At 45.3% G+C, this 23,325-nt stretch carries 20 protein-coding genes and 1 riboswitch; of the genes, 12 read left to right on the top strand and 8 right to left on the bottom strand.

All coding sequences use genetic code 11. The features are described 5' to 3' along the window. Positions 1-56: 56 nt before the first annotated feature. The 3 genes from G519_RS0122370 to G519_RS0122360 all read right to left on the bottom strand — a co-directional run bounded on the left by G519_RS0122370 (position 57) and on the right by G519_RS0122360 (position 3,235). A complete protein-coding gene (locus G519_RS0122370) occupies positions 57-812 on the bottom strand; it encodes a DeoR/GlpR family DNA-binding transcription regulator (RefSeq protein ID WP_036633602.1) in 756 nt (251 codons plus the stop codon). A gap of 448 nt (positions 813-1,260) precedes the next feature. After that, positions 1,261-2,199 (bottom strand): aldo/keto reductase, encoded by a 939-nt coding sequence (locus G519_RS0122365; RefSeq protein WP_029196604.1) that lies wholly within the window; start codon positions 2,197-2,199, stop codon positions 1,261-1,263. 34 nt (positions 2,200-2,233) lie between these two features. Beyond that, the gene (locus G519_RS0122360; RefSeq protein ID WP_029196603.1) at positions 2,234-3,235 is read right to left on the bottom strand and encodes a Gfo/Idh/MocA family protein; all 1,002 of its coding nucleotides are present in this window, start codon (positions 3,233-3,235) and stop codon (positions 2,234-2,236) included. Positions 3,236-3,366: 131 nt separating this feature from the next. Between G519_RS0122360 and G519_RS0122355 the strand changes: the two genes are divergently transcribed. Next, the gene (locus G519_RS0122355) at positions 3,367-4,212 is read left to right on the top strand and encodes a helix-turn-helix transcriptional regulator (RefSeq protein WP_029196602.1); all 846 of its coding nucleotides are present in this window, start codon (positions 3,367-3,369) and stop codon (positions 4,210-4,212) included. Here G519_RS0122355 and G519_RS0122350 read toward each other — a convergent pair. Beyond that, positions 4,201-5,016 (bottom strand): glycosyltransferase family 2 protein, encoded by an 816-nt coding sequence (locus tag G519_RS0122350; protein WP_029196601.1) that lies wholly within the window; start codon positions 5,014-5,016, stop codon positions 4,201-4,203. The two genes, G519_RS0122355 and G519_RS0122350, sit on opposite strands and share 12 nt — an antisense overlap. A 130-nt stretch (positions 5,017-5,146) precedes the next feature. Here G519_RS0122350 and G519_RS0122345 point away from each other — a divergent pair, with 130 nt between their 5' ends. From G519_RS0122345 to G519_RS0122310, 8 genes are all read left to right on the top strand, one after another. Further along, complete coding sequence (locus G519_RS0122345) at positions 5,147-7,633, top strand: HAD family hydrolase (protein ID WP_029196600.1); 2,487 nt, start codon at positions 5,147-5,149, stop codon at positions 7,631-7,633. A gap of 111 nt (positions 7,634-7,744) precedes the next feature. Beyond that, positions 7,745-8,548, top strand: coding sequence for a VanW family protein (locus G519_RS0122340; protein WP_029196599.1), 804 nt, complete (start codon positions 7,745-7,747; stop codon positions 8,546-8,548). Between the two features lie 85 nt (positions 8,549-8,633). Further along, entirely contained in the window at positions 8,634-9,251 is a 618-nt protein-coding gene (locus tag G519_RS44030; RefSeq protein WP_051253587.1) for a DUF2238 domain-containing protein, read from the top strand. 96 nt (positions 9,252-9,347) lie between these two features. Beyond that, positions 9,348-10,433, top strand: coding sequence for a lactonase family protein (locus tag G519_RS0122330; protein WP_029196598.1), 1,086 nt, complete (start codon positions 9,348-9,350; stop codon positions 10,431-10,433). Positions 10,434-11,016: 583 nt separating this feature from the next. Beyond that, positions 11,017-11,250, top strand: coding sequence for a hypothetical protein (locus G519_RS51665; RefSeq protein ID WP_154669600.1), 234 nt, complete (start codon positions 11,017-11,019; stop codon positions 11,248-11,250). Positions 11,251-11,423: 173 nt separating this feature from the next. Further along, positions 11,424-11,873 (top strand): MarR family winged helix-turn-helix transcriptional regulator, encoded by a 450-nt coding sequence (locus tag G519_RS0122320; RefSeq protein ID WP_029196597.1) that lies wholly within the window; start codon positions 11,424-11,426, stop codon positions 11,871-11,873. Next, complete coding sequence (locus tag G519_RS0122315) at positions 11,870-13,138, top strand: MFS transporter (RefSeq protein WP_036633599.1); 1,269 nt, start codon at positions 11,870-11,872, stop codon at positions 13,136-13,138. Before G519_RS0122320 ends, G519_RS0122315 begins: the two co-directional genes overlap by 4 nt. A gap of 114 nt (positions 13,139-13,252) precedes the next feature. Continuing rightward, positions 13,253-13,651 carry a hypothetical protein gene (locus tag G519_RS0122310; RefSeq protein WP_029196595.1) on the top strand — a complete coding sequence of 133 codons (399 nt, stop codon included), beginning with the start codon at positions 13,253-13,255 and terminating at the stop codon, positions 13,649-13,651. Positions 13,652-13,758: 107 nt separating this feature from the next. Here G519_RS0122310 and G519_RS0122305 read toward each other — a convergent pair whose 3' ends face one another. The 3 genes from G519_RS0122305 to G519_RS0122295 form a co-directional block, all read right to left on the bottom strand. Then, positions 13,759-14,127 (bottom strand): LytTR family transcriptional regulator DNA-binding domain-containing protein, encoded by a 369-nt coding sequence (locus G519_RS0122305; protein ID WP_029196594.1) that lies wholly within the window; start codon positions 14,125-14,127, stop codon positions 13,759-13,761. Positions 14,128-14,309: 182 nt separating this feature from the next. After that, a complete protein-coding gene (locus G519_RS0122300; protein ID WP_029196593.1) occupies positions 14,310-15,734 on the bottom strand; it encodes an NAD(P)/FAD-dependent oxidoreductase in 1,425 nt (474 codons plus the stop codon). A 57-nt stretch (positions 15,735-15,791) separates the two neighbouring features. Further along, positions 15,792-15,890: riboswitch (purine riboswitch) on the bottom strand. A gap of 74 nt (positions 15,891-15,964) precedes the next feature. Then, the gene (locus tag G519_RS0122295) at positions 15,965-17,707 is read right to left on the bottom strand and encodes a sensor histidine kinase (RefSeq protein WP_036633598.1); all 1,743 of its coding nucleotides are present in this window, start codon (positions 17,705-17,707) and stop codon (positions 15,965-15,967) included. A gap of 81 nt (positions 17,708-17,788) precedes the next feature. On the opposite strand from G519_RS0122295, the gene G519_RS0122290 reads away from it, so the two are divergent. From G519_RS0122290 to G519_RS47735, 3 genes are all read left to right on the top strand, one after another. Next, on the top strand, positions 17,789-18,523 hold the full coding sequence (locus tag G519_RS0122290; RefSeq protein WP_029196591.1) for an MBL fold metallo-hydrolase: 735 nt from the start codon (positions 17,789-17,791) through the stop codon (positions 18,521-18,523). 238 nt (positions 18,524-18,761) lie between these two features. After that, positions 18,762-19,421 (top strand): FusB/FusC family EF-G-binding protein, encoded by a 660-nt coding sequence (locus tag G519_RS0122285; RefSeq protein WP_029196590.1) that lies wholly within the window; start codon positions 18,762-18,764, stop codon positions 19,419-19,421. A gap of 508 nt (positions 19,422-19,929) precedes the next feature. Continuing rightward, the gene (locus G519_RS47735) at positions 19,930-20,529 is read left to right on the top strand and encodes a helix-turn-helix domain-containing protein (RefSeq protein ID WP_161632946.1); all 600 of its coding nucleotides are present in this window, start codon (positions 19,930-19,932) and stop codon (positions 20,527-20,529) included. 9 nt (positions 20,530-20,538) lie between these two features. On the opposite strand, the gene G519_RS44015 is transcribed toward G519_RS47735, so the two are convergent. Further along, positions 20,539-23,196 carry an alpha-L-rhamnosidase gene (locus tag G519_RS44015; RefSeq protein ID WP_051253585.1) on the bottom strand — a complete coding sequence of 886 codons (2,658 nt, stop codon included), beginning with the start codon at positions 23,194-23,196 and terminating at the stop codon, positions 20,539-20,541. Positions 23,197-23,325: the final 129 nt, after the last annotated feature.

Raw genomic sequence — 23,325 nt, 5'->3', positions numbered from 1 at the left:
AAAAAACTCGACACTACTGGTGGTTAAGACCAGTGACATCGAGTTTTATTTTTTTCTCACAAAAATGGTGCGCCAGCATCTTTAAAGGCTGCCTTCATTTCCGGAGTTATGGATGAATCGCTGATAATCCCGATGGTTTCTTGGACTTCACCTATCACAAATAAGGAGCTCCGGCTGAACTTGGAATGATCGGCAACGAGGTAAGTTTCCATGGACTGCTTCATCATGCGTCGATTGGTCTCGGCTTCCAGCTCATTATAAATCATCATGCCGCGGGATAAGGAAACGCCGTCCACACCCATGAAAGTTTTGCGAATGCTCAGATTTTCTAACGTTGCATTGGCGAGTGGTCCCGACAGTTCGAAGGTTTGGGTACGAATCACGCCGCCAGTAAGGATAAGCTGCAATCCTGGTGTTCCGATCAGCTCATAGGCGATATTAACCGCATTCGTGATCACGGTAAGATTCTTGAATTGGTTGAGCTTTTTAGCAATAAAAGTCGTCGTCGTACCGCCGGTTAAACCGATGATATCGCCATCTTCAATATAGCGCAGCGCTTTGTCGGCGATTTCTTTCTTCTCATCCGTGTAGAGGTCCATTTTGTTGAAAAATGGGACTTCGACCTTCAAGCTTTCAAGCACAGCGCCTCCAAAGGTACGGATGCAGCGCTTCTCTTGTTCGAGTATCTCAAGATCCCGTCTAGCCGTTGCTTCCGATACGGCGAACTGCTTGACGATATCGGTCAAGGCAATGGAGCCTTTATCTTTAATGGCTTGCATAATCGCATCGCGGCGAATGTCTGTCTTTCCCATGGTACCTCCTAAAAGCAAATCCTTATTCTTCCCTGTAGATAACGCTTACTTCTATCTTATCATTGAATGGATAAGCCGTCCATCGGATGGTGTCGAAGATTGGAGGCGCGGAGTGCATCCGTGGAAAGTGACAGAAAAGCAAAAATAGGAGTCTCTAGAGGCTCTTATCTGAGTAGTTGTTGTTATCATGTGTTACTTTAGCGATGATTTACATCGCTAAAGTGGGTGGGAGTGCGAAATTTGCTGCGGTAGCGATGTTTTATAGCTTTAAAGTAGCTGGAAGTGGGTAGGCGGTAGTGGAAAGTGAGTAGTTTGAGAGTCTGGAGGAGAGAGCGGCTGATATCCATTATATGGGTACATAGACACAACACAAAAAGCCCCCCGGCCCAATATCGGCCGGGGGGGCTTCATGCGGCACACAAGAGGTGCCGCAAAGGATGCACAGCAGCTACACAGTCGCTGCGGTCAGATCCAGCCATGCCAGTTCCTGCGGAGTCAGCACAAGCTGCGCGCCGTCACGGCATGAGAGCATTTCGGCTTCGCTGCGCGGGCCAATGAGCGCGCATGCCGGGAACGGCTGGCTCAGCACATAGGCGAGCGCGATTTGGATCGCGCTGACGCCTTTTTCCTGCGCCAGTTGTTCGGCGCGGCGCAGCCGCGTCCAGTTCTCGTCGCTGTAGAAGACACGGACGAGGTCCGCGTTATCACGGTTCTCCGGCGTGAACCGTCCAGTGAAAAATCCGCGCGCCTGCGAAGACCAGGACAGCAGCGGGAACTGCTTGGCTTCGTGCCAGCGCAGCGCCCGCTCATCGGTTGAGACGCAGCCGGCCCAGAATGGCTCGTTCGCTTTGGCGAGACTAAGGTTAGGGCTGCTGAAGCTGAAGCCAATTAGACCATGCTGCTCGGCATAATCTGCTGCTTCTTGCAAACGTTCATGTGTCCAGTTGGACCCGCCAAAGGCGCGAATTCTTCCAGCTTCCACATGTTCATTCAGCGCTTCGAGGATAACGCCAACCGGTGTTGCCGGGTCATCGCGATGAAGCGCATAGAGGTCAATATAGTCCGTGCGCAGTCTCTCGAGACTAGTGAACAGGTCACTGCGAATCGCTTCCGCATTCACTCTGGGACCGCTAGCATCATGATGTGCGCCCTTGGTAAAGATATTGATGTCATCGCGATTGCCCATTTCATCGAGCCAAATCCCAAGCGCTTGCTCACTCTGGCCGCCGCAATAGATGAAGGCTGTGTCAATCGTATTTCCACCGATAGATAGATAATGTCCAAGGATATCACTGACTTCTTGACGATTGTCCAGTCTAAAAAAGTCCGATCCCATGATCAGTTTAGATACGGGTTTATCTAATCCTTTAATCTGAATGTGCTTCATATGAAATCATCCCTGCTTTCTTTTTTATGAAGTATTATGGATTAATCACAATTCGTGAGCGCTCTCTAGCTGACTTCAGACACGCATCAATGACTTTCATGTTGCTAATCGCATCACTCGCGGGGAAGCGAGGTGCTTTCTCACCCCAAGCCGCATAGGCCATATCGTCCGCTTGCAGGGAATATTGGTTCAGGAACGGAACCTCTTCTTCACGTTGATCATTTCCAACAAATACTTTAAAGTGACCAGATTCTTTAGTTGGCGTTACAAAAGCCGAAGGGATTTCAATGCGTCCCAGCGTGCCTAGAACTTCAACCGTATTTCTGAAAGCCGCCCACATCCCGCAGTCGAAGGTTAGCGCGACATTGCCGCTAAATTCAACTAAGCCGGACATCATCATATCGACGTCGTCATGCTCAGGTGAGAAGAAAGCATGGGTAGTTACAGCTTCTGGTTCTCTGCCTAACAGCATTCTAGCTGCGCTCAATGGATAACAGCCTACGTCATAGACTGCGCCGCCGCCCCATTCACGTACGAAGCGAACATTTTTACTATCACCCGGATTACAGAAGGTGAACGTCCCATGAATTCCACGAATATCACCGATTTCACCGGAGTCCATAATCGCTTTGATCCGCTCGTACCGCGGGTGGTGTCTATACATGAAAGCTTCGGCAAACAGCACCCCTGCTTGTTCACATGCCGTGACCATTTCTCGAACATCATCAGCCGTTAGAGAAGCTGGCTTCTCGGAAAGTACATGCTTGCCGGCCTGGGCAGCACGAATCGTCCACTCTTTGTGCAGATGGTTCGGCAGCGGTATGTATATGGCATCAATCTCTGGATCCTCGATCAATTCTTCATAACTGCCGTAAGCCTTAGGAATTTCTAGCTTAGCCGCAGTTTCCTGTGACTTCTGCAAATTGCGGCTTGCAATAGCGCTTACAATTCCAGTTTGAGACTGCTGGATACCAGGAATACAAGCCCTAATGGCAATATTAGCGCAACCTAAAATACCCCAACGAAGCTTTGTCATTTCAGCACTTCTCCTTTTGTAAAATAATTGATAACGGTATATTGTTATTATAAAACGAGTTATTTAAAATGAATATGATAATATATTGCACCGAATATCGGAATATTGTCATTAGAAGAGGAGGCGTAAAGATGCAAAGACATGTCATGCTGCCAAGATTGCAGCAATCTTCTCATTTCATTTTTCCAGAATCTGTTGGCTGGTATCGTGAGTTCCCCAATCATTCTGTCTATCGGCCGGAAAGGTTGTGCGAGACTTTTAGCTTGCATTTTATCGTTTCAGGAAAGGGGTATGTCGAAATTGACGGGGAACAGTATCCCATTCAAAAAGGAGATGCTTTTCTGTATTTTCCGTACCAAGAACAAAAATACTACAGCTCCAAGGGCGATCCTTGGGATGTCCGATGGGTTCATTTTTATGGAAATCATCTAAAGGAGTTTATGTTGGAACGAGGATTTCTTCGTACCTTGTGGACGTTAAAACGATGGAATGAGCTAGAAGAAGCGTTTCACGAGCTGCTGCTGGAGGCAGAGACGAATAACATTCTTCGGACAACGAATCTTTCGGTACTGACGTATAAGATATTGTGCGAATTCATGAGCTATGCGGCGCCTTTAACTGGAAATCGCGGGATGGAATCCGTGGATCGCATTCTCGCCTTACTTCCCTTGATGCAGCAAAAAGCCTGTGAACCGTTCATCTTGGAAGAATGGGCGGAGCTCACAGGCGTAAGCACATACTATTTCTGTAAATTGTTTCGTAAAGCCATGTCGATGACACCGCTCTCCTTCATTACTCTTTGCCGTATTCAATTTGCGAAGCAGCGTTTAATTGAAAAGGAGGACTGGCCGATCAAAGACATTGCTATTGAATCTGGTTATGCCAGCGCGAGTTATTTCAACCAGCGGTTTCAAGAACATGAAGGAATGACGCCAAGCGAGTTTCGAAGCTTTTATGCCAAAACCTTATTTGGATAGGCGGGAACGAATCGGTTTCCCGTCCCAGATGAGTTCGGTTACAGCTTGGCGCGCTTTCACTTCCGGTTCTTCGAGCAGGAGGAAGAAGTTTTTCGTAGGCAATTCACCGAGTTGATGCTTTGCGGAGAGCATGTCCAAAAAGGGGCGCATATTGTCTAATTGACCCGACATGTTGCTGCTGCCTTGCTGCGAAAATGCATAGAGCACGCTGGCAATTGGCGCACGTTTCACGCGGAATTGTTCAGCTGCCCGTAAGAAGAAATCCCAGTCCCAATAATGAAATACGTCCGTGTCAAAAGCACCCAACGCGTCGATAACCTCGGGTCGAAATATGCAGCCGGAAGAGAAAAAGGTGGAAAACCTGCGCATTGCAGTCACATCGAATTCATAAGCAAAAACGAACCGATCTGTGATGGAACGGGCGTTATTTTCATAGACATAATCGAAAATTTCTACGTCTGGGTAGACGAGATCATAACCTTCAATTTCTTGCAGCATACGCTCGATATGGATCGGAAGCAGCAAATCATCGTCATCACAGAGCATGATGAAATCGCCTTTCACCTCTTGCAATCCGCGGTTTCGCGCATGAACGTGCTTCAAGTTTTGCGGCATATTGACGATCTGAATAGCCAGTTCCGGGTATAATTCCTGAATGAAATCGACGGAGGGGCCGCAATCGTTAACAATGATAATTTGCAGGTTTTTATACGTTTGGCGATATAATGATTCTGCGAGCTCAGCGAGTTCAATTCGGCGATTATATGTAGGGATAATGATGGACACTAATGGCTGATAGGACATGAAAAAGCGCACCTCCGGTTTATGGTAATGTAAGCTTACCTCAATTTCGGTGTACTTCTCAAATATAAGTGCTAAATAAAGATAATGCTTACGAAGCCAGTTTTCTTCGAAAACTCTAAGGAGGTTCCTAATGCTGGAGATACCGCATACAAGTATAAGCTCATCTGATCTTCATTTATGGAAAAAAGACCGCTATTTAAGCGCATTGGTTGGCGAAATGGATGCCGTTGCGCTGCTTAGTCTGGATATTTTCGACACGCTATTATTTCGTACCTGTGCGAATCCCTCTGACGTTTTTGTTCTTGTTGCGGAGAAAGCACACCGTATTGGCTGCCTGAAGGCATCGATAACGTCAGCTGCTTTCAAAGAGATGCGGATTCGTGCTGAGAACACGGCACGTGTTCGCCAAGCTGCCGTAACGGGCTTTGGAGAGGTCACTTTGGAACTCATTTATGCGGAGATGCCGGATGGAAGCTGTAAAAGGGACAAGATGGCTCAGATCGAAGTCGAGACCGAGGCGGAAGTTTGCTATGTGAACCCGCATGTGGCGTCATTGATAGCTGCTTGTAAAAGCAAGCAGATTCCGGTAGCCCTGTTATCGGATATGTATTTATCCTCGGATCAGCTGCGCTCGATTCTTACTTCGGCTGGGCTAGACTTAATAAGAGTGGATATGCTGCTTGTTTCCTCAGAGGAGCATGAAGGTAAGTCATCGGGACATTTATTTGCCCGGTTGAAGGAACTTTACCCACAGATCGCGAGTCACGCGATTGTACATATTGGCGACAATATAGCCGCAGATGTGGAAGGAGCCTCTAAAGAAGGGATAAGGAGCATACACTACAATGTCGTTCCAGAACATTTCGAGAGCCTGCATCACTGGGAATATGTTAGACATGGACATGTATTGCCTGAATGGAAATCCCTGCGGAAGTTAGCTGAAGCCACGGATATGACGGTTGGAATGGGCGAGCTGGACCGTTTTTTTTATAAGATGGGCAGCAGTGTAATAGGACCGTTCTTGCAAGCCCTGTGTGAGTGGGTCATTGATCAATGCATAGCTGAGGGCATCCGGACTGTTCATCCTTTGATGAGAGAAGCTTATTTGTTAGCTCCGATGCTTGAAAATGCTGCGCGTATTCGAGGTGTTGACCTCCAGATCAAGCCGATCTATGTTTCCAGACAAGCTACTTTTTTGGCAGGATTGGAGAGCTTCGGTGATAATGAGTTAGCGTTACTGCTAGGTATTCACGGATTGAAATTAGGCGAGCTTTTCGAGGTACTCGATATCAGCGAGGAAGGCGTTCATTTTGAAGCATTTTGGGAGGAAAGAATTGAGAATTGCAAGTATATACTAGGTGAAAATGGAAGCTCAGTCTATGATCAAATTGGGGTCTTTCTTCGAAGTGCACCAATACAAACTAAAATTTTGGCGTCTGTGCAGCGGCATAGGCAGCTTTTTGTAAGTTATTTGAAGCAAGAATTTGGTTCGCCTGAACGGTTGGTTACGGTCGATATTGGCTTTCATGGAACCATTCAGAAGTCGCTGGAAAAAATCGTAAGCTTAGCTGGACATAGGCAGCAGATGCTGCATTTGCTTGCTGTTGGCGCTAATCGGCTGGATGAACTGAGCATGCGTGGGATGGATATTCGGAGTATGCTGCGCTCGGGTAGCGGAGGAACTGAAGAGGGGAAGCGTATCGCAAGGACGCCAGCCTTTTTGGAGGAGCTTATGATGGGCGATTTCGGTTCGACGCTGCGTTATGCTGCTGATGAGCTCGGTCAAATCAGACCGATTACAGCAGAGCTGAAACGTTCGGACGAAGAATACGCGATGAAACGGGCATGTCAAGAAGGTGCTTTGGCGTTCCAAGGTTATTATGCCTATCTGCTGCAGCAAAAAGAGGGGCAATTGCAGCGCGCATCCTTACAGCCAGTAGAATGGAGCAAGCCGCTGCACCGTGTTCTCGATATGCCGAGGCCCGAGGAAGCAAGATTATTGGGTGATTTGACGCATCAGGACAATTTCTGTACCGAGTACATTGCACCGATTTGTGAAGATGTGGCCGAAGAATGGTTCGAGCAAGGGCCGGAAGCATTTTTGAATATCTGTAACTATGGGCCGTCGATTTTGAATGCGAATTGGCCGCAGGGCCTTGTGACTAGACGAATTCCTTATTATTTATATACATTCTATTTGCGGCATCAAGATGGGTTCGGCAGCCAGGTGATGCTGTTTGAGACGATCCAAAGGGTAAAAGAGGATGGATTATGTGCCGTTCATCTTTATGGAACGGGGGCTTTTGCCGAGCAGACCTTGAAGATGGCTTGGTTTCATGGACTTCAGATTCGTTCATGGATTGATCCGCATGTTGGAGTGGATGCTGCGCCTTGGGGACGGTTTGCTTATGGTACTTTGGAACAGGTGAGGGATGGGGAGGTTCGAGCGGAGACAGAGGAAGAGACAAGGGTGGAGACTGGAACTGGGATAGGTACAGAAGCTGCCCACGCTTTCTTGATCGCGACGTTATCAGATATGAAGGCATATAAGAACCATATTTTGCATGTATATGAGGGTAGTGAGGTAACGCCGCTCCTTTACGAGCTTTGTCCTTAGGAAATTATGCCAAAATTCATTGAACCAAATCGATGGATGGAACATCTTAATTAGTGATTTATTAACTTGGATGATGAACCTATTTTTGGCTGAAAAAGGAAGGTGAATGGGATGAAGCAAAAGTTACTAAGCTTGTTTCCCGTGCTTTATCGCTTGCGAATTGCCCAGTTGAGACTGAAACGGCACTTCCTGAATTTGAATCCATCGATTACCTATGCTAAGCATAGAGTTGTCCATTCACTTCCTTATACTTGCAAAAAGCACCAATCCTTACTGCGAAGAAAGCTCGGCTCTTCCGATCCTATCTTACAAGAAAACAAAATTACAAATCTACGGATCAGCGTTGGACGTATGGACGGCATTGTGATTCGACCGGGTGAAACCTTTTCCTTCTGGAAATTAGTTGGGAAAACAACGTCGGCTAAAGGCTACATTGAAGGCCTGCTGTTATCGCAAGGTGGTGTGAAAAGAGGTGTCGGAGGCGGGATATGCCAGTTGGGCAATTTACTGTTTTGGATGGCTTTGCATACCCCGCTTCAAGTCGTGGAGCGGCATCACCATAGCTTTGATCCATTTCCGGATGATCACCGGGTGCTGCCTTTTGGGAGCGGAGCGAGTGTATTTTATAATTATATAGACCTGCGCATTTATAATCCTACCCAGCATACTTTCCAGTTCCGGCTGTGGCTGACGGATGAGCATTTGAAAGGCTCCGTACATTGTGACGCGCTTTTACCGAATGCCTATCATATCGAGGAGAGAAACCACCGTTTTCTTGAGAAAGATGGCCGGAACTATCGTGAAAATGAGATTTGGCGCAAAGTAATTGATAAAAGGACTGGAAATTTAACAGCGGAGGAGCAAATGATTCATAACTTTTCTGAAGTGAAGTATGACTTGTTCAATACGTCTTAAGAAGGTACTAGTTGAATTTAGTACTTTTGGAAAAGATAGTGGCGAGGTAACCTGAGTTTATTGGTAATAACAAGGGGGACTAACCATGCAGACTATTCCATTCACGAAAAACTGGTTGTTACAAATGATGATCGTTATGTATGTAGGAATATGGATTTGGCTGGCGGTGGAGCCTTACAGCAGGTATGACTGGGTTCTGGAAAATCTGCTGATATGGGCAGCGCTAATTGGACTTGTAAGTATGTATAAGTTTTTTTCCTTTACAAATCTGTCTTATGCATGGATTGCTTTGTTCCTGGTACTGCATACGTTTGGGGCTCATTATTCGTACAATGAGAATTGGGTGGATGTTTGGTTGAAGTTCATTTTTCACTCGCAACGTGATAATTACGACCGTTTGGTACATTTCAGTTTTGGATTGCTCCTAGCCTATCCGATTCGGGAAGCGATGAGCGCATGGACGCGGCTAAGCAGTAAATGGCTTTATGTGATTACTTGTGTCATCGTTTTGGCAATGGGGGCTTTTTATGAGCTTATTGAAATGTGGGTGGCGCTGCTTGTGGCTCCTGAGATTGGAATTTTGTTCCTCGGAACACAAGGTGATCCTTGGGATACGCACCACGATATGGAGCTTGCTCTGTATGGGGCGGTGATGGCTATGGTTGTCACTGCGGTGTGGCGTAAGTTGCGGGCAAGTCGTTAGGTCAAGAAAGCAGGATTATGAGATTAAGTAGGGAAATGTGAGAGTAGAAGTGACACTGTTTATAGCAGAAATCGCTATCGTGGAGGCTAGTTGTCAATGTCAGTAGGAGAACAGAAAGAATTGTATGTTTATGTGGGTTCCTATACAGATGAGCGTCATGCCTATGGGATTTCATTGTATGCGTTCAATCCATTGAGCGGAGAAATGAGGCTGGTGGAATCATATTCCGATTTGCCAAATGCTTCCTTCCTTGCGCTAAATGATGCACGGACGATGTTGTATGCAGTGAGCGAGACCGAAACGTATAATGGCCGTTTCGGAGGATCAGCGGCAGCTTATGCGATAGAAGCCGGCACCGGGAGGCTGGAGAAGTTGAATCAGCAGCCTACGGATGGAGCTGCTCCTTGTTATATCAGCTTGGACCAGACTAACCGAATGGTGTATGTAGCGAATTACTCAAGCGGCAGTGTGACCGTTTATTCGGTTGAAGCGGACGGGCGGCTTGGTGAGCATGCGCAGCTAGTGAAGCACGAAGGCCCATTGGGGCCACGTGCGGATCGCCAAGAGGCTCCGCATGCGCACTCGATTGTTCCGTCACCGAACAATCAATTTGCGATTTCAGCCGATCTGGGCCTTGATCGGCTGGTGGTTAGCCGCATTGACGCGGAGAGCGGCTTGCTTTTGCCGCATGGCGATGCGGCAATGAAGCCGGGCGCAGGCCCGCGGCATTTGGTTTATAGCGCGGACAGTCGGTACGTGTACGCGATCAATGAGCTGGACAGCACGGTTACCGTGCTGGGGTATGAGGCAGACGCGGGAGTTCTGACCGCGGTCCAGAGCATTTCGACGCTGCCGGAAGGCTTCAGCGGCGAGAGCACATGCGCGGACATCCACCTCTCCGAGGATGGCCGCTATGTGTATGCATCCAACCGCGGACACGATAGTATCGCGGTTTATGAAGTAGACCGACAAAGCGGCACGCTGTCGGTCGTGGGTTGGCAGGCGACGCTCGGGCGGACGCCGCGGAACTTTGCCCTGTCGCCGCAAGGGGAGTTCCTCCTCGCGGCGAATCAGGACTCGAACAGCATTACGGTATTCCGCATCGATGCGGAAACTGGAAAGCTGCGTGAAACAGGGCAAACCGCAGCGGTATCGCGGCCGGTTTGCATCAAGTTTCTTTAGGACACAAAGAGCGAGTACCTATGCAGCGTAAGCTGTTAGGGTGTTCGCTCTTTTATTACTTTCTAGGCAGGGGGCAATTCCCTTACTAGGGTCCTCGCGGACGATAAGCTCGGAAATCGACTTCTCTGCCTATCAGTTCCTGCTTACCACGGCTATTGCAAAGAATTAGGCTCGGAAAAGGAGCTTAACTTAGTCAAAATCAGAAATAGGCTCGTATTCCGAGCCTATTTAGGCATCCTTCATGTCTCACTACAGCCCGACAGCTCTGAGATTGCTGAACGGCCAGGATTAGGACTTCCCTACCTCACTGTAACGATGATTTTCATCGCTATAGTGAAGTAGAAGACCAATTTTGCCCTCATAGTGATGAAAAACATCCTTAAAGTTGGCGTTTGTACGTATTTTGACCAAAGTGAATGCTGATTCGATGTTTTTCATCGTTAAACGCACGAAAAAATGAACTCACGTCTCGTTAGCGATGAAAAACATGCTTAAAACCTCGAAAACGCCTCCTCAAACTAAAACTCACTTATACAGCCGCAAATTTGGTAAGCAGCCTTGGTAAAATAGGGTGTTGGTGTCAGTGTCGGTGTCGGTGTTGGTGCTGGTATTGGTGTTGGTGTTGGTGTTGGTGCTGATGTTGATGTTGAAGTTGAAGTTGATGTTGATGTTGATGTTGATGTTGATGTTGATGTTGATGTTGATGTTGGTGTCGGTGTTGGTGTCGGTGTTGGTGTCGGTGTCGATGTTGATGTTGAAGTTGATGTTGATGTTGATGTTGAAGTTGATGTTAATGTTGATGCTAGTGTGGCTGTAGGTGCTGGGTGTGGATCTAGGACGTTAGGTGTTGGTTATTGATTGTAAATGTTTTTAAAAATCACCCTCAAAAATTAGTTGCACATGCAACTAATCGGTCGTATGATAAAACAGTAGCAAGTGCAACGATACGGAAGTTCTTTACAATTTTGCTCAAACAGAGGAGACATGTTTATGATCGAAAACAGGAATTCGATACCAAGGTGGGTCTCACTCATTTACCGTTATGGGCAGATGTATATTGGTGAGCATTTGAAGAAATATGACATCGGCAGAGGGCAGCATATTTTCATCAACGCGCTGTATAAAGAAGATGGACTCACGCAAGAAGAGTTGGCGGATTATTTGAAGATTGATAAAGGTACGACAGCTAAAGCGCTTAAAAAGCTAGAAGAGCAAGGCTACATAACCCGCACGGTCAGTAAAAAAGATAAGAGATGCAACGAAGTTCATCTGACTGAGAAGGCGCTGCTGATTAAGGGGGATGTGCGCAAGGTGCTGACGGATTGGCGAGAGCGTCTAACGTTTGGTTTATCGGATGAGGAGAAACAACTGGCTTTGACGATTTTGGAGAAAATGGGAGATAATGCGTCCCGTTTCGCAGAGGAGCAGGTGGAGCCATGAATATGAAGCTTGCAGGTTCACTGTTTGTCGATAAGCATTTTCATGCATTAACGCATCGTAATTATCGGTATCTATGGCTAGGTCAATGTGTATCTCTCATTGGAACATGGATGCAAAATATTGGTCAGTCTTGGCTCGTTCTGACGATCACGGGCTCACCTCTTAAACTTGGCATTGTCGCGGCATGTCAGTTCCTCCCAATCCTTTTATTTTCCTTGTTTGCAGGTATTATCGTCGATAAGTTTCCCAAGAAGAACATTCTGCTTGTCACGCAAACGGTCGCGATGATTCTAGCTTTTACGTTGGCATTACTCGTCTTGACGGATACGGTAAAGTACAGCTATATCATTGTGCTAGCGCTGCTGCTTGGGCTAAATAACACGCTGGATATGCCAACGAGACAGTCATTTAATATAGAAATCGTGGGAAAAGAAGATCTGATGAACGCCATAGCCCTCAATTCAACGACATTTAACATGGCAAGAATCGTTGGTCCTGCGATTGGTGCAGTGATGATGGCTTGGCTGGGTGCCGGTTGGTGCTTCTTGCTGAATGGAGTTAGCTTTCTGGCTGTTCTGTATGGATTGTTTCATATTCAAGCAGCGCCCTATGTTCGGAAGAAGAACTCACGCGACGGCATAATGAAGGAAATTAAAGATGGCATTGTCTACATTGCAAGAGATCCTTTGCTAGCACAGACTGTGCTTCTCGTAACGGTGATCGGCACGCTTGCTTTTAACTTTAATGTACTCATTCCGGTTTTTACAAAAAGTGTGCTGCACATGGGAGAGACGACGTATGGCACGTTAATGTCATGTCTGGGTGTGGGTTCTTTCGCGGGGGCTCTTACGATGTCATTCCGCAGCAAGCAAGGCCCAATGCTTAAATTAAGCATTGTAGCTAGTTTAGTAGTGGCGGTTTGTTTGGTCTTAAATGGACTAAGCACTTCCGTTTGGGTCTGCGGTGGATTGCTGGCTGTTACCGGATTTTTCAACATCATATTTGCAACGAACAGTAATTCTTCCCTTCAGATACATGCCAAAGAGGAGTATCGCGCGCGTGTAATGAGTGTGTATTCACTTGTATTTGCGGGTTCCACGCCGATAGGAAGCATTTTTGCTGGATTTGTCGCAGATCGATATGGTGCGAATGGGGCTTTCGTCTGTTGCGGTGTGTTAACTGGTGTGCTTTGTCTGATTATTATTTGGAATTATAGGAAGAAATCCTCTAAGAAATCGCTTGGTGAGATAGGAACTGCCTCATAAATGAGAGGAAATGTTATTTTTAATTGCAAAAATAACCATTTTTTGGATTGTCAATTGTTGGTGTATCCGCTACAATATGAGTTATATTCATGTCGTTATTGGGGAGGGAATCTTGTGCTGGTTTTTTTGAAAAAATGGATGCATACACCAAAGCAGGAACCTACGAACGCTGTGGATTATAAAACGATGGAAATCGACGTTGTTATCAAGTGCTTTGTGTCGGATAAAGACAAGCCGTTTCGTGTGATTTTTAAAGTGGAGAAACAAGGCTCATTCTTTTCCAAAGATATTTTCGTGAAAAATGTGGATATGAAGACACCCTACGAACTGGTTTATAACTTCTCCACACTTGGAATGAACTATGAAGAGCTGAAGAAGTACGAAAGCACAGATCATGCTGAGTACAGCTTCGCGACTTTGGAAGAAGCCAAAAAGGTGAAAGATACAACAGTCGACTACATACGCTTTCTTATCCGTGAGCATCAACAAGAAACACTCGCAAAAATTTCATAGGATTCGACCAAAAAGGAGCTAGCGAGGATTCTCGTTAGCTCTTTTCCCTATATAACCTCGTGGCCGCTGTAGTTTGATACAACACTGTGCCTTAAGATCAGGTTTCGTTATTTTGCTGTTTCACCTGCGGCTGCTTCCGCTTTGTGCTGCTGCACGATTTCTTTCAGTCGGAATTGGCGAAGCTTCGTAATCGAAGCAAATTTGGAATCAGCACCTTTAATTTCGAAAAACACTTTGCCATCCTGAATCTGTAGAATTTTCTTTGTGTTCACATAGCAATCCGTGTTGACTTTGAAGAAGGAGCTATTTGCAGTAATTTCTTGAATTTGCTCGGTGTTCATGCGTTTTTTGATGTGATAGTTTTTCCCATGGAAAGAGACGAGCCCATGTTCTCCGACACGGAAGTACATGATATCCTTCTCAAGTGCGAAGTCTTCATAGGTGTTCCTTGTTTCGATTTCGAGCGCTACATTCATTTTGTAATCCCCCTTTAAAAATGATAACGCTTACATTGAGAACGTTTACATCTTACCATATTTTAAAAGAGATTTAAAGTAGTTTTATACGTAAAATTACCAAAGGACCTAACTCTAATGAGTTAGATCCGATAGTTAAAAAGCAGATCTTGACGAAAGAAATCGTATTTCCCCGGAAATAATTAGACGACAACGTTGCGTGCCACCCAGATGCCCGCAGCCCCTGCTTGGGCCAAGCCTCTTGTAATTCCTGCCCCGTCACCGCCACAGAACAAGCCTTGTATCTCCGTTTCGAAACTTTCACTAAGTTTAGGACGAGCGGAATAAAATTTCGCTTCAACACCATAGAAAAGAGTATGCTCAGAAGCGATACCTGGCGTTACTTTTTCGAGCGCTTGGATCATTTCAATTAAACTTTTCATGGTATTGTAAGGAAGAACGAGTCCAAGATCACCTGGAATAGCTTCAGATAAAGTCGGCTCAAGGAAGCCTTCGCGAATCCGATCAGCCGTTGACCTGCGTCCACGCATAATGTCCCCAAATTTCTGCACAATAACGCCGCCGCTGGATAAGTCATTCGCATGTTTACATATTTCACGCGCATATTCATTCGGCTTATCGAAAGGCTCAGTGAATTTATGAGAAACGAGCAGGGCAAAGTTCGTATTACTGGAACCTAGAGCTGGATCCTTGTAAGAATGGCCGTTCGCTGCCATGACGCCGCTGTGATTCTCGACCACAACATGACCGGATGGATTGCTGCAGAATGTACGTACTCGTGTACCCACTGATGTATTATAAATGAACTTGCCTTCATAAAGATGCTCGTTGATTTCGCGCATAACGACATCCGAGGTTTCTACGCGGACGCCTACGTCGACTTGATTGTTATACATTTTGAGACGGCGCTTTTTGAGTACTTGCGTTAACCATGCAGAGCCGTCTCTTCCTGGCGCTAACATCACTTGTTTACTATGAATTTCTGTGCCATCCTTCATCCGAATGCCTTGGATTACATGCTTATCTTCTCGTTTGGTAGTAAGGATATCTTCAACTTCAGCCTTGAACTGCATATCGATCCGTGTTTTCAAATGTTCATAGATGGATTTCAAAATCATCAAGTTTTGCTCGGTTCCCAGATGTCTAACCTGAGCGCGAAGCAGCTTTAGACCTGCAGCATAGGAACGCTGCTCAATATCTTTTACAGCTTCAGTCGTAGGGTCCGTAATATTCTCTGTTGCACCATGCTGTAGATTAATGCTATCCACATAACGAATTAGATCGATCACTTTGGTCGGTGCCAAATAATCCGTCATCCAACCGCCGAATTCGGTCGTGATGTTGAATTTTCCATCGCTATAAGCGCCCGCGCCTCCGAAGCCAGCCGTAATAGAACAGGCAGGAAGACAACCGGAGAAGTCCTTTTTACCTGCTGGGGGAGGACAAAGTTTGATTTTACTTTCCAGAATCGGACAACTGCGATGGTAAATATCATGGCCTTTGTCTACGAGCAATACTTTAGCGTTAGGGTGAAGCAGTGTCATTTCATAACAAGCAAAAATACCGGCAGGTCCTGCACCAACTACGATAAAATCATAAGCTTTCATTGCAATCTCCTCGGATCATTCAATTTTGGACACAAAAAAACCCAGCCACACGGGTATGCGAAAACAAGTACCCGTCGTAGCTAGGAAGTTATGGCTCCCTCTAGAGACCCTTAAGCCAATTCTCAAGGATATACGAACGATTAATACGTATGTGGCTATTAATTACCGCCTTGATTATCATAATACGAACATTAAATGAAGTCAAATAGATAATGTTCGTGTAATTTCTTTTAGACGACAATGGAGATCGTAAAGCTGGTTTCGGCTTCTGAGCTGCTGACATGAACGGTTCCGTCATACTTATCCACTAGTTTCTTGACAATGCTCAAACCTAAGCCGGCGTGGAGTCCTGATTCTTGTTTCGTAGAGAAGCCAGGCTCGAATAACCTTTTTAGACGATCGCTTGGGATAGGGTCCCCGTTGTTAATTACCTTGAATGTCAGTACATTTCCTTCCAAAACACCAATTAAACGGACTTCTTTGTCCTCTGCCTTTTTGGAAACCGTAACGGCATCAAACGCGTTATCGATTAAATTGCTGATGATTCGAACCAAATCAGTTGCTTTGACAGCTCCAAGGTTGATCTGATTTAAGTTACTGACTTCATGGGAAAATGTAATTTTGCGTTCGAGGGCTTGTATGACCTTAGATTGCACAATCGCGCATAAAGCGGGCACGTTAATTTGAATAATGTCATTCAAAGCGGTTGTTTCAACAATAATCTCCGTGGTGTAACGATCTAATTCCGTATATTCTTTCAAATGAACAAGGGAATGAATCGTAGCCACATGATTATTGAAATCATGGCGCTGCTCTTTCATGGAACGGAATAGTGAGCCGATATGATCAACGTAAACCTCTTGGATGCTTTCCGCGGTTTCTTCACGATTGCGATTGATGAAGCGGATGCTCAGAATGACTAGGATGAATGCGATGAGTGCGGTTGATCCGATCAGAATGAGCAGATTCACTTGCTGCTGTTGAATTGATTGTTGTACGGTTTCATAATCGGCTGTCAGACCGATAACAACAGGGGAATCCAGTTGAAGCGGAAAGAACATTTTGAGATAGGTTTCTCCGTTGATCGTGGTGATGAGCTGTTTGGTTTGCTTCGAGTGCATAACGGCTTGAACCATTTCTTGATCCCGAGCATCTTTCATTGTGTAGGACCCGAACAAGATCTCCCGATCTGTGAACCACGTGTAGCCTTCCTTTTTATACTGTTCCTGCTGTTTTAGGAAAATCGGCGTATTAAAGACGGCAATTTCTTTGGCACCATGGTTAGTATAGCCATGAATCATTTCATTAATAACAGCATCCACACCCGTTTCCCGTTGATAGTCTCGAAAGAACGTATCATGTACATAAGGGTCGAGTATATAATTCGTACGGCCATCGTAGTAATAGCCCCATTTGTCAACAAATTGAGGGTTAGACATCGATGTGTTCATAGGACCTGACCAATAATGAGGCAGCGATTGGCCGCTTTCTACACTTGTTTCTTTGGTGTCTAGAAGCTGATTGAATGCTTGAAACCAATCTCTGCTCCAGGTTTTGGTGCTCATATTAATCTCCTTAGGCTCGGAGGATTTGTAGCCAATAATATCATCACCGCTTCGTTTCATTAGCGTAATATGATCGATCAGTAACTCTTTGCTGAGAACAGTTAGCTCTTCATTCTTCACTTTCTCAATGTCGGGATCGAGTCGGTATTGGGCCGCTAAGGAAGCCGTACGCAGATTTTGACCGATTAGATTTTCAACATATTTCTCACCCGTTTTGGAATGTTTAATGGAGATGGCGACGTTATCGGCGATAAGCTGCAGCTTAGTTTCAAGCTCAGATGTTAGCATTCTCTTCGTATAATAGTAGAATACGCTATCGGTAAGTAGTACAATTATTAAGGAAATCATCAGGATAAAGATAGAAGAGCGAAGGTGGATTTTTGGCTTCGGTTTATGTAGTTTGTTCATGTTATCCTCCTAAAAATGACCATATCTATCCATATCATAGTATAAAAACACATAGAATCACACACAAAAAATGGAGGTATTATGAAAGTAACATTTCTGGGTTGCGGGGACGGTTTCAGTGTCGAGCAAGGGCATAATAGTGCTCTTCTTACTTTTGCAGATACGAATCTTTGCATAGATTTCCCTGAGACTAATCATCTTGGGCTGCATCAATTGGGAATGAAGCTCAATCAGATCGAGCATATTTTTATTACTCATCTGCACGAGGATCATGTGAATGGCTTGCAGAAACTCGCTTTGTTTCACCGAGTGTACCCGGGCAGAATGAAGCCGAAGCTTTATGTGCCAACCGGTTTAAAAGACGATTTGTGGCAAACCTTGCGTCATGGATTGGAGCTGACGACGAGGGGCAAGCGCGCGTTTGAGGACTATTTTGACATTGAATGTGTGGAAAAAGAGTTTGCGGTATCGGGTGTGAACTTCGAGCTTGTCCCTACTTTGCATGTGCCGGACATGCTCAGTTACGGTCTTCTATGCAAGCCTTTCTTTTACTTTAGCGGGGATACCAGGTTGGATGAAAGCTATATTCGAAGTATTGCCGATGAGGTGCAAACCATGTATCACGAATGTCATATGCAGGATGACCAGCTGCCGTCGCATACGTCACTCGAAGAACTGCTGACGCTGCCGGAATTCATTCAAGCGAAGATGATTCTTATGCATTATGTGGATGATTATGTGGAGGCGGATCAGCGAGAGAAGTTTCATCAGGTGTATAAGCTTCGGCTTGCTGAGCCTTTGCTAGAGTATTCGTAGCGTGTAAATCTTGCAGCTATTACAGGACCTCCTTTATAATAGTACTTACAAGGGAAGCGGTAAATATGGCAAATCAATTTGCCGGAATAAGTAACGACTCATGCAAAGCCTTTCATTAGGGCGATCTTTGCATGGGGTGATTGGGAAGTCGTGATCGCCCAAGAAAGCTTAAATCGTTTCTAGTAATGGGGCTTTGCAACTTATTTTGTTTTTATCAAAAATAAGGGGCTGAAAAGCAATGAATCAACCATTCATTAGAAACCATCAATATAATGATATTAAGAAGCAGGTCAGTCTGCTGCAAAGTACCTGCAACTCCGTTTCCGATCGGAAAGTGGTGGAGTCGGTCCGATATAACGCGCAAGTTAAACGGAACGAGGTATTCCCGGATGCGAATGAACTCCAAAAGCAAGCTCTGGGGGATATAACACTGCTGCAGACAGCAGGAGAGTTTCAGCACTATTTGCGTTCCTTGGAGCCTTATTTGGCGGAATTTGCGCACGTGACGGAAAATCAGCTGAAGAAGCTTTTTCCAAAAATCAAAAAATTGAAGGTGCCCGATTTAACGGCCATCGACTATAGGTACGTAACGTATCTCGGCTGGATCGATATCGCGACGAATAAATTGTTCCTCGTCTATCATCTGAACGGGAAACTCGTTGGAATAGAAGGGAATTATACGCCGACGAATAAGAAAGGCGTTTGCTTCGTGTGTAATCGGCATGAAGAGGTTGCGTTATTTACGGCGGTGACCAAATGGAAGCCGGCAAGCGCTACGCCTGATTATTACAGAGCAATCGGCAATTACTTGTGTGTGAACAGCGATTCTTGCAACAAGAATATAACCGATGTTGCCGTGTTGGAGAAATTCATACAGGGCGTATTGATTGGTCCGTAATTGCCGCGCTGTCTATATGAGGATGAAACCAAAAAAGGAGCTGCCCGAAGGTCATTAAGACCTGAGGGACAGCTCCTTTTCTCAGTAGATAAGAAAGTATAAGTAATATACTTTTGCTTCGCATCTACTTTGACAAACGTGCTCGTCCCTGAAGGACGACAGAGTCGTTTATCCTTGTATGCAAAGATGAAAGAATAGATGGAGTCCGAAATTACCCAATTGCGGTGAAATTGACTTGGACTAAATGATCTACAGTCCGATTTTGCCAACTTGGAGAGGTCTATTTGCTCAGGTGGCCATTCAAAAACTTCTGCAAGTGTGCGAAGTCGGCTGCCTTTTCATTGTGGACAAACGCTAACGAACTCAGAAAACGTAATGAAGCCCAAAAGCGGGCTTATGATAGTCTAACGAATCGAGAAAATGCTATTGCAGGAAAGACAGCCAAAAATCACGCTTTTTCATCTTCGTAACGAGGCTGCGATTCGTTAGCCATTCGAGTATGCGCATTATGAGGACAATAACGTGTGCAGGGTTCGTTAGCTCTGCGACAGCCTCCAAAATCGGTCTGCAGAGAAAAGAAGATGATTATGGAGAAAGCGGATATGGGCGGTTGGAGCCCTATATCCAATTCCCTCCTCAAGCTCAAACATATGGATTAGCACATGCAAGAAAATATGTCTTTTACTCCATTTCGTCCAGTAAAGAATTGATCGAACGCTGCCAGAAGCTGTTAGGTGATTTAAGTATTTGCATGGCGAATCGGAAGAAAAAGTTTGTAACCAGTCCAGTTGAATTGGTTGTGCGATATGTTGAAGAACACTATGCAGAATCGATCACCCTAAACATGATGGCGGAAATCGTTTATCTTAGTCCGTCCTATTTAAGCAGCTTGTTTAAAAGCAAGCAAGGTCAGTCTTTTATCGATTTTCTTACGGAAAAGCGAATTGAAAAAGCGAAAACGATGCTGCGCTACTCGGATGAGAAAATTCAAGTGATCTCGGATTCTACGGGCTTTACGAATATTCGGCATTTCAATCGCGTGTTTAAAACGCTTACGAATCGAACACCTACCGAATACCGTGAGGGTAAGAATATCGGAGTGAATTAGGTTTGGGAGTCAAGCTCTAGGAAGACTGTGAGAACGGAAATGATAGTTGCCTGAACTCACTTCACAGACCACATAATCCGCGATAGCAAGGTCTTTTATCTTAACTTCATGGGCAAGTCTCAGGGCAACTCCATTTTCGGTTACTCCATTTGAATCAATGGCTGGGATGAATATTGTAGCTTGGGAATTCGGAGGAACGGTAACATCCAAATTGTAATCTCCATCAATGGAGAGCTGCCAAGACACCAGAATCTGACCCTGCATGGTCTCCATTTGTGCGGAAACCTGCTTAAGCGAACCCACAACAATCGGCTTTACTGTAAAAGATTTATACCCCGGAGCATCAGGCTGAATGCCAGCAAGATACTTAAAAAACCACTCCACAACCGTGCCGAACATATAATGGTTTTGTGATCGGGACTTCAATTCCCACTCTTCTAAAAGTGTATGAAGGCCATTCTCCAGCCAGAATCCCCAGCTTGGATACGTTTTCTGATCAGCGATAGCGTAGGCAAGCTCACCAAAGCCCAAATTTGTCAGAACAGGCAGAATGTATTTCGTGCCAATGATTCCCGTATTCAGATGCTTATCACGAACAGTAATGATGTCATGTAATAAATGTAGAATGACTTGGTTTTTATCTTCACTAGGTGTAAGCCCAAAGGCAAGTGGAATGATATTGGAGGCTTGGCGATAACCAGCTTCGATTTCCGTTTCATAAATCCCTTTAGCAGGATTGAAAAATGTCGTATGGAAGCTCTCTGCAATTTTCATCGCTACACGATTGTAATGCTCAACGTCCGATGCTGTTCCTACAACTTCTGCAATTTGACATACAGTTTTTAGAATGTGATAAGCGTAAGCCGATGCCATTAATCGTGTGCCTTCGGGTGCACTCCAATCCTTGCTTCCCGGCGGAACCCAATCTCCAAGCACACTGTGCGCAGCATGATCCGCATCCAGCTTCGAAATTTCCCAATCCGCATAAGCTTTTATACCGTTATAATGCTGATCCAATACATGACGGTCCCCATAGTGCATATAAAGGTACCACGGAACTAGAACATAAACGGAGGTCCAAACCGGTGCATGGTCCCATCCCCACTTAGATGCGGGAACGATGAGAGGAATCGCGCCATCTGGCTTTTGACAATCTTGGATATCCTGCACCCATTTCTCCCATAACAGCAAGAGATCAAAGTTATAATTGGCAGTTTCTGCAATTAGATGGGCATCTCCCGTCCAGCCATTTTTTTCATAGACCGGAGTGTCGGTAGGTATACTGTGCAAATTATTAAGAATGGTATAACAGGTTGCTTCATAAATGTGATTCAATAATGGATTTGAACAAGTGAAGCTTCCTGTTTTTCTAACCGAAGAACGTATAATTTTACCTGAAATCGAATCCAAGACTGGAGCTTCAGGCCAATTCACCAACTCCACAAAACGAAATCCCTTATAGCTGAAAGCTGGCTCCCAAACCTCTAGGCCATTTCCACGCAACATATAATGATCCGTTTGACTCTCCCCGGTAACATATGAGTTTTCGTTATATACCGTGTCGTCAGGATTCAATTTTTCCCCATAACGTAATTGTACCGATCTACCGGCTTCACCTTGAACCTGGAATTCAACCCATCCAACAATGTTGATGCCAAAATCAACGATATAATGGCCTGCATCCGTATGACGAATACTTATAGGTTGAACGGTTTCGATGATTTGAATCGGAGGGATCATTTGGGATTGCAGCTTAGTCGGAGGCGGTGCTATCAAAGCAGCAATAGACCAATCAGCATCGTCGTAATCAGGAGATGTCCAGCCCGATTTTTCAAGCCTAGCATCATAAACTTCTCCGCTGTATAAGGAATTTTTCAGCCTCGGTCCAGATGTCGTACGCCAAGTCTCATCGCTGGTAACCGAAAGACTGGAGCCGTCCTCAAATCGGATATTCACTTGAATAAGCAGCTTTGGCTCACTATTCCAAGAAGCTTGTTCCCAATGCCAGACATTTGGGGTTTTGAGTGCATAGAAGCTTCGTCCTAGTTCCACACCGATGCTATTGATTCCCTTATGCAAGTTATGCGTTATATCATGAGTCACATAAAGCACGCGTTGATCGTAATTGGTAAACCCTGGATCCAATACGTTGTGACCGATTTTTGCCCCGTTGATCCATAATTCATGATAACCTAGTCCACAAATGTAGGCTCGGGCGTGAACAATTTTCTTATCTAGTTGGACTGTTTTTCGTAGTAAGGGTGCGGGAGCTTCTGTATCCGTTTGAACGGGAGTTCCCCCAATCCATTGTCCTAGCCATTCAGTGTCCTCCAATAGTCCCATTTCCCACCAAGAAGGCTCACTCCACTCGCTTGGAGAATCGCTTTGATCCCAAATCTTGACCTTCCAATAGCAGCGTTGTCCGGATACAAGCTCTTTCCCTGCATAACGAATAGAGTAGGTTAGATCGAAATCGATTTTCCCTGAATCCCAAATCTCACCGGTATCAGCCAAAAGGGATTCAAGATTGGAGGAAACCAGGATTTGATAAGACTTTTGTTTGATGCCGCGTATGTCAGATTCCAACCGCCAGCTTAATCTTGGCTTCAAAGTGTCGATGCCAAGCGGTGTAACCGTATACTCTGTTTTCAGTCCTGTAAGCTTCATACCGTCTACCTCCTGCTAAAATGTGTCCAAGATTCATGTGGGCCTAATGGTTTTCTCTCTCATTATACCTTGCTATAATGGACATTAAAGTGTTGATTCTGCCAATATTTGTGGGTATACTGCCATTGA

It is taken from the genome of Paenibacillus alginolyticus DSM 5050 = NBRC 15375, assembly GCF_000422905.1.
Taxonomy (GTDB): Bacteria; Bacillota; Bacilli; order Paenibacillales; family NBRC-103111; genus Paenibacillus_E; species Paenibacillus_E alginolyticus.
This window is presented reverse-complemented; position numbering and strand designations above follow the sequence as displayed.